Origin of the sequence: Sulfurospirillum halorespirans DSM 13726, assembly GCF_001723605.1 — a bacterium.
Taxonomy (GTDB): Bacteria; Campylobacterota; Campylobacteria; order Campylobacterales; family Sulfurospirillaceae; genus Sulfurospirillum; species Sulfurospirillum halorespirans.
The window spans coordinates 1,263,120-1,276,510 of sequence record NZ_CP017111.1 but is presented as its reverse complement, the minus strand read 5'-3'; the positions used below and the strand labels follow the sequence as shown (position 1 = coordinate 1,276,510).

Sequence of the window (13,391 nt, the reverse complement as noted above, 5' to 3'; positions counted from 1 at the left end):
ATTTTTCACTTTACATGTAAAGATTTTATTGCTTAATTTCATTAAAGTAGCCTGTCACCTTTTTCTCTTGAGTTCCAACTCACCGTCGTTATAGATAACCATATTTGATTCAGTTTCTTTGTTCATTGCTTCTACCTCAAATATTTATTTTACCTATACTACTAAAATAATTTATTTTCGTTAGAAGATATGTCATTTTGAAATATCTATTAATACTTCCATAAAAAAATTTTACATGTAAGCTTTATTCTGAACACCTCTATTCTCAATAAAAAGCAACAAACAAAAAGTTAAAAGTTTAGCTCCGACTCCTTTTCATGATTACTTGCAACCCGCTTGATCCATTTTGCATAAACAACAGCATCATGACCATCTACGACAAATGGTTTATCAATATAGCTATTAATGCACTTATATAAGTGCCTAGAACCATAATGAATGCTCACAATAAAATTTTCCCCTTCTTTCGGTAACTTTCCAGATTCCAAGTGTTCAAACGGCATTGTTTTTAAGTAGGAAAAAATATAACCCTTTGAATTGAATAGCTCCACTTCGGAATTTGACTGAATATCAGATAAAGATACGAATAAAACTTTTTCCATGTAATACCTCTATAATTCAATTTTTAGACATAACTATTTATTCAAGAACTTTAGAGTAAAAAGTAGCCTGTCACCTTTTTACTCCTCACTTTACATGTAAAGATTTAATTTCCTAATTTCATTAAAGTAGCCTGTCACCTTTTTTTTCAATATACTTAATCATTTCGTAATTGACTTCATCTGGATTTCTATGTGAAATCATAAACTGATGTGCATCAATCCATAATAATATATTTATATCACTTCCATCATTTTTTAGTGGATAATATTGTGAATGTGGTTCATCAAACAAATCATCCATTATCAATACTCTTGTAGGACTAATAGGGAAAGTAATAGTTGTACCTTTAGAATTTAGTCCATAGTTTTTATCATCTTCCATAATTCTATTAGATATTACTAATGGATTGTCCGTAGTAATAAATTGTTTAGTTTCTGAAAAAATTACAGACCAACGTTTTTTCATAAATACTTCTACAATATCCATAGATGATTCTTTGATTGTATCTACAAAAAATTTTTCCTTATCGTATTGAGTTGGATTAGAATAACTTTTCCAATCCGATGGATCAAGTATGAAGTCTCCTTTAGGAGTGCTAAATTGACAAGCTACAGGTTTTCCATTTTTATCTTTTGGAAGATTTTTTTCATAAAAATCTATAAACCAATTTTGCATTCTTTCTTGTTCTAGTAATCTCTTTGGATGTCGTAAATACAATGTTGCAAGGAATAATGAAATAATTTTTCTATAAGATTGATTGTTTAAGTCAAGATATCCATTTGCAAATGTAGGCCATATTTGGCTCATAAGTCCTTCCAAAGATGCAAGTTCTTCTTCCATTTTCCAAGATCTATCCCCATTTTCATCTTTAGGAGAATATAAATATCTTTTTTCAGCAACATCTTTTATATTTACAACTTTAGGATCACCCTCATTTTTTGAAAAAATCCATACTTGTGTTTCTTTTTTACTTTGAGATTCTTCTATTGAAAACTCTTTAAGATAGAAACGTGGAACCCAATGTTGCTTTTTAGGTTTAGACAAACTTAATCCTTTTTAAAAATAAAGAGAAAAAGGGGACAGGCTACTTTTTCTTTACATGTAAAAGAGTTATCCATTAAAGTAGCCTGTCCCTTTTTCCCTTCTTCTCTGATTTGTTAGAAGTTTTCATATTTAGATACATCAATTCCAGAGTCCTTCATTTGACGTATTGGATTCCAGTTTTTTGGAGCTTCACCTCTCCAAAATTTAAAGTTGTTATCAATGGACCAGTAATCCCTCAACTTTTCAAGATCTTCTTGACTCGTTCTTTGATCGTAGGAATAGCCTGCTTCACATCCACAACAACCACAAATTTCAAATGTAGTCTCATTAAACTCATCGAGAACAGTAATTTCCTGATAACCGCAAACGAGACAACCAACTTTATTCATTTTCTTCCATATTAACTATTTATTCAATGAAGAGTTTAGGAATTTAGGGATCAGTGCTTGATTTTTAACTTTTTATACTCTAAACTACTTTGCCACCAACCTCCAATACCCATCCAAAAATAATATCTCTTTAATCTTTAAAACCAAAATAGAAAATGACCCAAACTTCTTTTTCAACGCTTTACATGTAAATAAAGAAACTTCTGCCTACTTATTGCACAGATGGCTAAGAAACCTTTTGATACAATTACGTATTATTTTTTTTGGAGTCTGTAATGAGCAGTATTGTTTTTTTAAACGGAGATTTTTGTAAAGAGGAAGATGCGAAAGTATCTATTTTTGATCGTGGGTATCTTTTTGGCGATGGTATCTACGAAGTGGTTCCTGTTATTAATGGCAAAGTGATCGACAAAGAGCCTTTCTTTGAGCGTTTTGATGGAAGCATGAGCAAAATTGGGCTCAAAGCGCCTTTTTGCAAAGCGGAGATTGAGACGATCTTAGATACGTTAATTGCGAAAAATGAGATCGTTGAAGGGGGCATTTACATGCAAGTGACACGCGGTGTCGCACCTCGTGAGTTTTATTTTCCTGAAAATACCCCAACCACATTTATGGCGTTTACCTTTAAAAAAGAGATTATTCACCACCCTCTTGCAGAAAAAGGCATCAAAGTTGTCAGTTGTGCGGACATCAGATGGAAAAGACGTGACATCAAGTCTATCTCACTTTTAGGTCAAGTTTTAGCGAAAGAAGAAGTCCACCAAAAAGGTGCCTTTGAAGGTTGGATGGTTGAAGATGGTTTTGTGACTGAAGGAACTTCTTCGGCTGCATTTATCGTGAAAGATGGCGTGATTATCACGCGTCCACTTTCCAATGCGATTTTGCCAAGTATTCGTCGCAAACTCTTAATGGAATACACCAAAGAGAACAACATCAAAGTCGAAGAGCGTCTTTTTACGATTGAAGAAGCGTTGAACGCGGATGAAGCGTTTATGGCAAGTGCAACGGTTTTTGTTCTTCCGATCATCGAGATCGATGGTAAGCCTATCGGCACAGGTAAACCTGGCGAGATGGTTAAAAAACTTCGCGCACTTTATGTCGAAGCTGCCCTTAAAGAGGCGAATGCCTAAACAATTCAGAGGCTTTACATGTAAAGCCTCTTCTCCTCTAACTTAAAATTTATATCCCACACTGACAATAGAAGCAATTTGCTCTTTATCGTAGAAGTCATGATTGGCATCTTCTTGCGTTGCTTTAAGCGCAAGCGATACATAGGTATTCTTACCAAAATCCATTGGATTGTCCAGCTTTAGAGCAACGGTTGCACTGACAATCGTTGCATCTATCTTTTTACCCAGTATTGGATTGGTTGCGTCATACTCTTTTACACCAATACCCAACGCTGTAAAAAACGAAAGATTTGTAAAAAATGTATCTTGATAGCCGACTTCTGACATGTATTTATCGTAAGCACTGGCTTTACCATCGGCATCGTATTTTTCATACTCCAAACCAAAAAGATAATTTTTATAACTGTTTTTTGCTGAGAGAATATGACGTGTTGCATCTCTTTTAAGTGTTGAAGAGAGCGCATCATTGTCATAATCCACGGTGGTGACTTGATATTCAAGTGCCAATTCATAGGCATCTGCCTTGAACGTATAGCCTACATAACCACCCATTTCTGAGACATCGGTTTTGCTTCTGTCTTGATTGAGAAGGAAGGGATTGGACCACTCTTCTTCTGCAAAAGGTTTGATGACAAAACCAAAATTCAGGTTATCGATAGCGGTACCAACGCGCACATCCCCTTTTTGACTCTCAAGATAAAACGCAATGGCATTATCGTAATGATAGGTGTAATTAAACGCACCATAAGGAATTCCTCTTGTATCACTATCCGATTCCCCATAATTCGAGATGGTCGATTTTGAGTCTGTTGAAAAATTATTTTTTTCACTTAAAAAGCCACCACCAATCTCAATATAATTCTCTTGCGCAAAGAGATTAGCTCCCATTAAACATGCAACACTTAAACCAAATGCAAACGATTTCACGTTTTTCCTTTAAACTGTTTCTAAATATAATAATGAATTATATTTTGGGAATGTTAATCTTCTTTCGTTAATGACTGGTAAACGCAGATAAAGAGCGCTTTACATGTAAAGCCTCTTTTCGACTTTAACGCATCTGATTTATCATCTCTATCGTGAGGAGATCAAGGGTATTTCCGCGTTCATGTAACTTTTCGATTAGGCTTTTTTTACGCTCATCGGTGAGGTTTTGACCTGCTTTAAATTTGAGCGAGATCGATTCTGGGTTCAAGCGAAAAAGCCCTGTTTGTTCTATCATTTTTGTATAAATGGGATTGGTAGCTTCGATAGCATCGTAACCGCCTTCTGGCTGAAGCTTTTGCATAAGTGAGGTGAGCATCAAACATTTCAGATCAGCATTGCTCACGATTTCAATCAACCCTGTAACATGTGCTGAGATAAAAAATTGCGTCGCTGGAGAAGCGGAGCGCGTGTTGCTAAAGTAAGAAGGAATCAGAGAAAGTGGCTTCACCACGCTAAAACTCGCCTTTGGATTTTTGGCGATCAGCTCCATTTTACGCCCTTCCTTGGAGCCATGAAAACAGAGACTCTTCTCATACCAGACAAAATTGAGAGGCACGCCATAAGGCACAAGATCATCCATCAAACTGAGCGTTCCATATTCACACTCTGCAAATAATTCCTCGATACGTTTGGTATCATTCACTTCAAATTCAGCTCTTCGCATCATTACTCCTACGTTGTTTGGATAAAATCTTTAATCGCGATTTTCATCACCGCTCTTGCCCACGGGAAATTGGCTTTCATGTGGTCGCATTCATCGCCCTCATACACAATCGTTGCATTTCCATTGAGTAAAAATCCAGCACCCTCACCGTGCAAGCCCTCTACCTCTTTGCTTCCAACTGTCACTAAAACCCTATTGTCGTTCGCCAAAGCCTCTTCCATCGTGTTCATTCCTGCTACGGGAAGTATGAGATAATCGTCGTTGAGCGTCACGTACGAATGCCATGTGTTGACAACATGGGGGAAGTTCTTCCCTTGCGCGACAATGGCAACCGCTCCCTCTTTTTGCATCACCGATTTTAATTTTTCTGAGATCATTTACGCCTCCAATGCGTTTTTTTAAATTTTAATTGTGGTATTATAATCGCAATCTGTACTCAATACAAGAGCCAGTTAATGAAATATTTTAGGGGTCAGTTATGTATATCCTCGACAAAGAAGCCACAAAACCACTCTACATACAACTCTACGATGCCATGAAAGAGGAGATTTTAAACTCCCTCTCAGTAGGAGCAAAACTTCCCTCGGTTCGAAAAGTGGCAACAGAGTACACCATCAGTAAAAATACCGTTGAACTGGCATACAAACAACTCTATGCGGAAGGATACATTGAGAGCATTCCCAAAAGTGGCTATTTTGTTGCCGACACGTTTCGCGAGTATGGTACACCCACATTAACGACGCCTCTTAATATCTCTGAAACAAAGCCTCTCATTCGTTATGATTTTTTTCCCGCTCGGTTGACGCATGATGCGTTCCCTTTGAAACTGTGGCAACGTCTTTTGATCAAAGCGATGAAAGAGAGTTTGGATTTTGGGGCGTACGGTGACATTCAAGGCGAACAAGGGCTTAGAGCCGAAATTGCGCAGTACCTTATCACATCCCGTGGTGTAACCTGTGACGCAGCGCAAATCGTTGTTTGCGGTGGATTTACAGACTCCATGAACCGTCTTGCCGCACTCTTTAAAGAGCACTTTCAACGAATCGCCATTGAGTATCCTGGGTATCCTGCTACGGGAAAGGTCTTTGAAGATTACGGTTATGACATTGTTCCCATTGACGTTGATCACAACGGCTTAAACATCAATCAACTGGAAGCAACAAAAGCCAAACTGGTTTACATTACACCTTCCCATCAGTACCCAACAGGGATTACAATGCCTATTCATAACCGTATGAAGTTGTTAGATTGGGCAAAACGTGTTCAGGGCGTTATCATTGAAGATGATTACGACAGTGAGCTTAGGTACCAAAACCGCCCTATTCCTTCGCTGCAAGGACTGGATCATGATGAGAATGTTGTTTATGTTGGAACCTTTTCCAAGTCGCTTTCTCCCGCACTTCGTGTGAGCTACATCGTGCTTCCGCATCGCTATTTAAACGCGTACACGAAAGTATGTCAGATGCGCCATCAACACTGCCCTGTCTCACTGTGTACCCAAAAAACCTTGGAACTATTTATAAAAGGGGGTCATTGGGAGCGACACCTTCGCAAAATCCGCACCCTGAACCGAAAGAAACACGACCTGATGAAAGAGCGACTCAAAAGCACGTTAGGACCTATGATAGAGATCATCAGTGAAGGCGGTGGGCTTGCTATTTTGATACGACCTACCCTCACGATTGATCTGCAAATATTAAAAGCCAATGCTCTCAAACAAGGTATCAAACTTTACTGTGCGAGTGATCTTTACGGTGAGACATGGGAGGCGATTCGCATGGGCTTTGGAGGGCTATCGGAGAAAGAGATCGAAGAAGCGATAGAGCTTCTTCAAACAATATGGCTGAAAACCCTTAAAGCTTAGTAATGCTTTATAGTGTAACTTTTTATGTTTACATGTAAAATACAACGCCTTTGTCACGATAATAATGTACAATGATAAGAAAAAAAGAGGCAACATGCTTTCACTGGCTAAAAACATGCAGCATTTTGTGGATCTTATTGTTGAGAAATCTCCCTCTTTTGACGAAGAGGAGCTCTCACGGCTTAACCATTATGTATGGATTGCGTTTTTGATGATTCCTGTTTCTCTTTTTGCCTGTGTTTACAATGCGTATAGTGCCAATTATATATTGGCTTTTTTGATCATGCTTTTTGCCTCTTACACGATCGGCTCGCTTTTTCTTATCTCTAAAATTAAAAAAACGTACCTACTGTACCACGGAGCCAATTTTCTGTATGCGATTCTCATGCTTTACGTTGTTTCGCATCTTGATAGTGAAAATTCCCGCATCCTTTGGACTTATATTTATCCCATTAGTGTTATCTTTTTATTTGGCAATCGTCTGGGCTTTTTGTACAGTTGTCTCTTTTTGGGCATGATCATCGGACTTTTTTTATTTGTTCCTCAGATCCATATCGTCTACAGCATTCCGTTTCAAATTCGTTTTGCCATTACGTATATGATCGTTGCATTTATCAGCAGTTGGGTTGAGTACCACCGTGCGCGGTATCAAAAAGAGTCTCAGCAGACGCATTACGCTCTTTTTTTAGAGCAAGCACTGCTCAAAGAGGAGATCGAGCGACGTCGCGTGCTTGAAAAAGAGCTTCAACACCTAGCCCAAACCGACACACTCACTTTGCTGTACAACCGTGGCTATTTCTTGGAATTGGCAGAAAAAGAGCTCCAGCGTGCTATGCGTTATGACGCTTCGCTTTGTTTTGCAGTACTCGATATTGATAATTTTAAACGCATCAATGACACACTGGGTCATCCTGTGGGCGATAGCGTGCTTCAAGCATTAGCGCAGCATTGTAAACACAGTTTGCGCGAGACGGACTTGATCGCACGTTTGGGTGGTGAAGAGTTTGCATTGATCCTCTTACATGTAAACGAAGAGCACGCCAGAGCGAAGATGGAAAAACTCAAAGATGAGCTGAGTCAACTGAGTGTTCCCTACGATGGAGGGCTTACGCTCAACTTTACCGTCAGCATTGGCTTAGCGATGTTGAACAAACGCATTAAACGACTCGATGAACTCTACATTCAAGCCGATGAAAAGCTTTATCTTGCAAAAAATGCAGGGCGTAACTGCGTGCGCTAATGAATTGGAGGTTTTTTTCGCAAGATTTTCTTGACAGCTAAGAATCTTTGAAACATAACGCTTTATTTCCTAATTTCTTCTTGTGTTCTTTTTTCAATGCAACGCTTTTATCACACTTGCGATGTAGAATTAAAAAAAAGAGCTACCATGATTACATTAGCTAAAAACATTCAACATCTTGTTGATTTCATTGTTGCTAAAGCACGTTCTCATAATGAAGAGGAAATTTTTAAACTCAACCATTATGTGTGGATTGCTCTTTTGATGTTACCTGTTGCCATTGGTTCTGGCGCCTATAATGTCTACGTCAATAATTATGCGTTAGCCTTTTTAATCATACTTTTTTCAGGGCATATGCTTGGCTCATTGTTCCTCATTCCTACCATCCAAAAGACTTATCTGCTCTATCATGGCGCCAATCTTCTCTACACTTTTTTGATTCTTTACATGGTGTTTCATGCTGATGCAGAAAACTCTCGTATTCTTTGGGCTTATATTTATCCTGTTGGCATCATCTTTTTATTTGGACATCGTCTTGGCTTTTTATGGAGCTGTTTACTCTTAGGCATGATTATCGGGCTTTTTCTTTTTGTTCCTGAAATTCATACCGTTTACAATATCCCATTTCAAGTACGTTTTGGTATCTCCTATCTTGTTGTAGCCGTTATTAGCAGTTGGGTGGAATACCATGGTTCACGCTCTCATCAAGCGCTTTTGTTAGAGCAAAAATTACTCAATGAAGAGATAGAAAGACGCAAAATACTGGAAAAAGAGCTTCAAAGACTCGCCCAAACCGATCCGCTGACCTCTCTTTACAACCGAGGTTTTTTCTTAGAATCAGCCGAAAAAGAGCTTAAACGCGCCAAACGCTATAACACTCCTATCGGTTTTGCCATCCTTGATATTGACCATTTTAAAAACATCAATGATACGTTTGGTCATCCTGTGGGTGATTCTGTCTTGCAAGTACTGGCAAAACACTGTTTGAATAGCTTGCGAGAAACAGATTTGGTGGGAAGGCTGGGTGGAGAAGAGTTTGCATTTTTACTTTTACATGTAAACGAAGAACAAGCCAGAGCCAAGATGGAAAAACTCAAAGAAGAGCTAAGCCAACTCAATGTTGCCTATAATGGAGACTCAACGCTCAATTTTACCGTGAGTATCGGCCTTGCGATGCTCTCGGAGCACATTAAAAGCCTCGATGAGCTCTACATCCACGCGGATAAAAAGCTCTATGCCGCTAAAGATGCGGGGCGTAACTGCGTGCGTTAGTTAATTGGAGGATTTTTTCGCAAGATTCTCTTTTTTGCTCGCACCGTTCATATCCATTCCGTAACGGTTATACCCACCAATGAAGATTTTTTGAGCAGGATCAAAACTCTCAGAGCACGCCTCTTTGTCGTATTTGACCACAAATTTTTTACTGCCCTCTTCGACACTTAAATAGTACTCAACGCCCTTGTCCACCATCGCAATTTTAGAAAAGTCTTTGCACTGTTTTTTTAGATCATCGGGGAGTGTGTGGTATTTGTTCAGCTCGTCTAAGACCTGTTTGTACTGGGTTGTAGTGGATTGGAAAAAGACTTTGTTTTGCATCGCATAAACTTTGGTGACGATCAAAGAGAGATCTTTATGCTTGAAGGTCTGTGGAAGATTGTTGGCTAAATTTTGCGCCATAAATGAAGCGTACATCTCAGGCGTGATGTTAAACGGAAGCGCCATTTTTGGGCTTTCAGCGTAGGCTAATACGCCTATGAACACTACCATAATCCACCATGCTTTTTTAAGCGTTTTCATTTTGGAAAGATCCTTCTAACGATTTTCCGTATTGTAACTCATTTTAATGAATCAATCATCAACAAGACTCTTTTTTTCTTGAAAGTAGATAAAAAATCCAAGCCCCACAAACACCAAACTCATCCCAGCCCACGCTTGTGCATTGGGCAGTTCCGTGCCTAAAAAGAGCATCTCGCCTAAAAGCGCAAAGATTACTTCACTCGCTTGCGTCGCATCCACAGCGGCAAGTTCGCTGGACTTGTGTGCCTGATGTCGTGCCAATAAAAAGAGCGTGGTTGCCACCAGTCCTGAAAGCAGCGCGACCAGCGAAGTATTAAGCACTTGCCCCATTGAGGGCATCGGTGGATTGATAAATGCCACTAAAACGATCCAAAATGGGAGTGAGCCTAAAGAGAGCAAAAAGACTTTGTTAAACGCATTTTCCAGTAAAGGCGAGTCGATCTTGGGGAAAAGTTTATGCCCGTGTTTGGACTCCCAGACGAGTTGATTGCCAAAGGGGTAACAAAATGCGGCGATGAGTACTGGAAAAGCGCCTTTTGCAAACTCCGCAAAATGAAACGTTGTGATGTGCGAAGTATTGATCAGCCCCACACCGATGACGATGATTGTTGAAAAGATCCAAATACGTTTGGGAAACGTTCTTCCAAAGAGCATCAAAACAAAGAGCGATGCGATAATGGTCAACTGCCACGTTGCCGCAATCACCCATGCAGGTGCGTAATCAGCACTAAAACACAAAAGGGCGTAAAAACAACCAAACCCAATGCTCCCAGCCACCGTCCAAAAGAGCCAATGTTCTGCAAAAAGTTTGAACAGTGCTTGAAGCGGTTTTTTGCCTTGAAAAAGACGAATCACAATGAGTAAAAAAAGTATCATAAAAACATACCGCAGTGACGCCGACCAGATCCAATGCCCTCCTTCTAAGCTCATCAAACGGTTGAGCACAAACGTGGAGCTAAAAAAAAGAGCGGAGAGCAGACCAAGAGCAATGAGAGCAACCATAATACCTCTTCTTTACACCATAAATGATGCGTATTATACCCATTCCCACGTGTACATTATGGTTGAAAAATAACCCTTACATGTAAAGATATTTTTTTAGCACACCTAATCTCTCATCTGCTACAATAACGCCAATAATTTCAAAAAGGTTTTCATGTCAAACGCATTTAAAGCGCATCTTATGGTGCTTCTCGCCACATTTTTGGTCGCAGGTTCTTTCATCATCTCTAAAAAACTCGCAGGCGTCATTCATCCCATTTCGCTTAATCTTCTGCGCTTTCTTATCGCCTCATGTGCGCTAGCGCCTTTTGTATTTTTAAGTGCTAAAAAACGCTCTCTCATTATTCCCTCCTTTGGTCGCACGCTGATCATCAGCCTTTTTTACGCGCTCTATTTCATCGCATTTTTTAAAGCGTTGGAGTATACCACCGCTCTCAGTACAGGCACACTGTACACGCTTGTGCCGCTTGTTACGGCTATTTTGTGTATTTTCTTTTTTAAAGAACGCATCAGCAAAAAGCAGCTGTTGATCTACGTTTGCGGCATTATTGGCACATTGATCGTTGTTTTTAAAGGTGACATCAACCTTCTTCTGCACTTTTCACTCGGACAAGGTGAACTGATCTTTTTAGCCGCGGTGCTAAGTATGGCGCTTTACTCCATCTGTACCAAATTTCTTCACCGTGTGGGGGATGATATGAGCGTGCTGGTCTTTATGACGCTCATCGGTGGGGCGATCTGGATGGGAACGGCTTTAATGCTTTTTGACATCCCCTTGGAGTGGGAACGCCTTAACATCGAAGCGTTGAATTATCTGCTCTATCTTGCCATCGTTGCGACTTTTTTTACGGTGTATCTCTACCAAAAAGCCTCCATTGTGATCGGTCCAAAAAAAGTTATGGCGTATGTTTATCTAAGCCCCGCGAGCATCGCGGTATTGCTCTACCTTTTTGAAGGAACCACGCTCTCGATCGAAGTGTGCGTCGGCATCGCCATCTCGACCATCGCCACCTTTTTGTTGCTAAAATGAAACACATTTAGACTTTTTTAACTTTACATGTAAAGATTTCGAACGCTATTTTTCTCAAACGTGATAACATATCACATATTACATAATGGAGTGGCATCATGGCAATTGCGGATTATTTTCAAGGATTTGAGCGAAAAATGATCGATGTTGGGGAAAATATTCAGATCAACACCCTCATTGGAGGCAGTGGAGAGGAAGCGATTTTACTGCTTCATGGGCATCCTGAGAGTTACCTCATTTGGCGCGACATCGCCCCTACCCTTGCGCAAAAGTACACCGTCATCGCCACCGATCTTCGAGGATATGGCGATAGCTCCAAACCCAAAGGTTTGAGTGACCACTCCAACTACTCCAAACGGGTAATGGCACAAGACCAAGTGAGCGTGATGCAAACGCTAGGTTTTTCAAAATTCCACATCGTAGGGCATGATCGAGGGGCGCGCGTGTGTCATCGTTTGATGCTGGATCATCCTGAAAAAGTACTTACCTGTACAATGATGGACATTCTTCCAACCTTAGACATGTACGAGCAAACCAACTGCGAGTTTGCGACGAAGTACTGGCACTGGTTTTTCTACATCCAAGCCTACGACTTTCCTGAGCGCTTTTTAGGAGCTGATCCTGAGTATTTTATCCGCAACAATTTACTTAAAAAAGCAACTCCTGAAGCGCAAAAAAACTTCCCTGAAGAGGTGTTGCAGGAGTACATTCGCCACTACTCCGATCCTGCAACCGTGCATGGGATCAGCGAAGATTACAGAGCATCCGCAAGCATTGACTTGGAACATGACACACGCGACCGACCGTTCACCATCCAAACGCCCCTCCTCGTTCTTTGGGGAGCCAATGGTGTTGTGGGAAACATCTGGAATGTGCTGGAAGGCTGGCAAAAATACGCCTCTGATGTACAAGGTTTTGGGGTAAAAGAATGCGGGCATTTTGTACCAGAAGAGAAACCACAGGTTGTTTTAGAAGCGTTATTGCAGTTTTTGGAAGAAAAAAAAACTAAAGGCTAAGTGAGACTATTTCAGAGGCATTTGACGTGCCTCTGCTTTACATGTAAACCCTCTGAACGCTTCGTTTAAGTATCATAAGCCTATAATGAAAACAACCTAGAAACCTCGCATCTAAGGAATTTTCATGCAAAAATTATTTGTCTTTTTACTCAATTCTATCCATCTTTTTGCCGCTTTGCTGCTGATTATTATGTCTTTGCTCATTATGGGCTGGGCGGTGTATGAAGTCATCGCGAGTATTCCACTCAAGGGTGAATTTATCCCACGCATGCTTCAATCCGTTGGTGCCATCGTTATTTCTGCGGCGATCATCGATGTGGCGCAGTACATGATCGAAGAAGAGGTCTTTATGAACAAAGAACTCCGCGATCCAAGGGAAGCTAGACGAACCCTTACCAAAATCATCGTCATCATTACCATTGCTGTGAGCATCGAAGGATTGGTCTACATCTTTAAAGCAGGAACCGAGAGCATGACACTTTTGATCTATCCTGCATTTTTGCTGTTTGTTTCTGCCATTTTGATCGTCGCTTTAGGTGTTTATCAAAAACTAAGCGCCACCATCGAACGCGAAGAGTTACCCACCATTAAACTTTAACGTTTACATGTAAAGCGTTAAACGACG

Annotated in this window: 15 protein-coding genes; 7 read left to right on the top strand and 8 right to left on the bottom strand. The window is 40.2% G+C overall.

Translation table 11 applies throughout. From position 1 onward, the window contains the following. Positions 1-290: 290 nt before the first annotated feature. From SHALO_RS06335 to SHALO_RS06325, 3 genes are all read right to left on the bottom strand, one after another. Positions 291-602, bottom strand: a complete 312-nt coding sequence (locus tag SHALO_RS06335) for a hypothetical protein (RefSeq protein ID WP_069477851.1) — start codon at positions 600-602, stop codon at positions 291-293. Positions 603-723: 121 nt separating this feature from the next. After that, positions 724-1,647 (bottom strand): DUF4238 domain-containing protein, encoded by a 924-nt coding sequence (locus SHALO_RS06330; RefSeq protein WP_069477850.1) that lies wholly within the window; start codon positions 1,645-1,647, stop codon positions 724-726. A 113-nt stretch (positions 1,648-1,760) separates the two neighbouring features. Beyond that, positions 1,761-2,036: a hypothetical protein gene (locus SHALO_RS06325; RefSeq protein ID WP_069477849.1), complete on the bottom strand. Its 276-nt coding sequence runs from the start codon at positions 2,034-2,036 to the stop codon at positions 1,761-1,763. 275 nt (positions 2,037-2,311) lie between these two features. Between SHALO_RS06325 and SHALO_RS06320 the strand changes: the two genes are divergently transcribed. Next, entirely contained in the window at positions 2,312-3,166 is an 855-nt protein-coding gene (locus SHALO_RS06320) for a D-amino-acid transaminase (protein ID WP_069477848.1), read from the top strand. Positions 3,167-3,208: 42 nt separating this feature from the next. Here the strand turns inward: SHALO_RS06320 and SHALO_RS06315 are convergent, their stop codons facing one another. The 3 genes from SHALO_RS06315 to SHALO_RS06305 form a co-directional block, all read right to left on the bottom strand. Beyond that, the gene (locus SHALO_RS06315; protein WP_069477847.1) at positions 3,209-4,093 is read right to left on the bottom strand and encodes a DUF2860 family protein; all 885 of its coding nucleotides are present in this window, start codon (positions 4,091-4,093) and stop codon (positions 3,209-3,211) included. 124 nt (positions 4,094-4,217) lie between these two features. After that, positions 4,218-4,820: a pyridoxamine 5'-phosphate oxidase family protein gene (locus tag SHALO_RS06310; RefSeq protein WP_084010776.1), complete on the bottom strand. Its 603-nt coding sequence runs from the start codon at positions 4,818-4,820 to the stop codon at positions 4,218-4,220. 5 nt (positions 4,821-4,825) lie between these two features. Then, positions 4,826-5,194, bottom strand: a complete 369-nt coding sequence (locus tag SHALO_RS06305) for a pyridoxamine 5'-phosphate oxidase family protein (RefSeq protein ID WP_069477845.1) — start codon at positions 5,192-5,194, stop codon at positions 4,826-4,828. Between the two features lie 101 nt (positions 5,195-5,295). Here SHALO_RS06305 and pdxR point away from each other — a divergent pair, with 101 nt between their 5' ends. The 3 genes from pdxR to SHALO_RS06290 all read left to right on the top strand — a co-directional run bounded on the left by pdxR (position 5,296) and on the right by SHALO_RS06290 (position 9,193). After that, the gene (gene pdxR, locus SHALO_RS06300; RefSeq protein ID WP_069477844.1) at positions 5,296-6,681 is read left to right on the top strand and encodes a MocR-like pyridoxine biosynthesis transcription factor PdxR; all 1,386 of its coding nucleotides are present in this window, start codon (positions 5,296-5,298) and stop codon (positions 6,679-6,681) included. 94 nt (positions 6,682-6,775) lie between these two features. Beyond that, positions 6,776-7,921, top strand: coding sequence for a GGDEF domain-containing protein (locus SHALO_RS06295; RefSeq protein WP_069477843.1), 1,146 nt, complete (start codon positions 6,776-6,778; stop codon positions 7,919-7,921). A gap of 147 nt (positions 7,922-8,068) precedes the next feature. After that, positions 8,069-9,193 carry a GGDEF domain-containing protein gene (locus SHALO_RS06290; RefSeq protein ID WP_069477842.1) on the top strand — a complete coding sequence of 375 codons (1,125 nt, stop codon included), beginning with the start codon at positions 8,069-8,071 and terminating at the stop codon, positions 9,191-9,193. Here SHALO_RS06290 and SHALO_RS06285 read toward each other — a convergent pair whose 3' ends face one another. Both SHALO_RS06285 and SHALO_RS06280 read right to left on the bottom strand, forming a co-directional pair. Beyond that, entirely contained in the window at positions 9,194-9,718 is a 525-nt protein-coding gene (locus SHALO_RS06285; RefSeq protein WP_069477841.1) for a hypothetical protein, read from the bottom strand. A gap of 51 nt (positions 9,719-9,769) precedes the next feature. Beyond that, on the bottom strand, positions 9,770-10,720 hold the full coding sequence (locus SHALO_RS06280) for a DMT family transporter (protein ID WP_069477840.1): 951 nt from the start codon (positions 10,718-10,720) through the stop codon (positions 9,770-9,772). Between the two features lie 154 nt (positions 10,721-10,874). On the opposite strand from SHALO_RS06280, the gene SHALO_RS06275 reads away from it, so the two are divergent. From SHALO_RS06275 to SHALO_RS06265, 3 genes are all read left to right on the top strand, one after another. Continuing rightward, a complete protein-coding gene (locus tag SHALO_RS06275) occupies positions 10,875-11,750 on the top strand; it encodes a DMT family transporter (protein ID WP_069477839.1) in 876 nt (291 codons plus the stop codon). A gap of 98 nt (positions 11,751-11,848) precedes the next feature. Next, entirely contained in the window at positions 11,849-12,766 is a 918-nt protein-coding gene (locus SHALO_RS06270) for an alpha/beta fold hydrolase (protein WP_069477838.1), read from the top strand. Positions 12,767-12,890: 124 nt separating this feature from the next. Beyond that, on the top strand, positions 12,891-13,364 hold the full coding sequence (locus tag SHALO_RS06265) for a hypothetical protein (protein ID WP_069477837.1): 474 nt from the start codon (positions 12,891-12,893) through the stop codon (positions 13,362-13,364). The last annotated feature ends 27 nt before the right edge of the window (positions 13,365-13,391 follow it).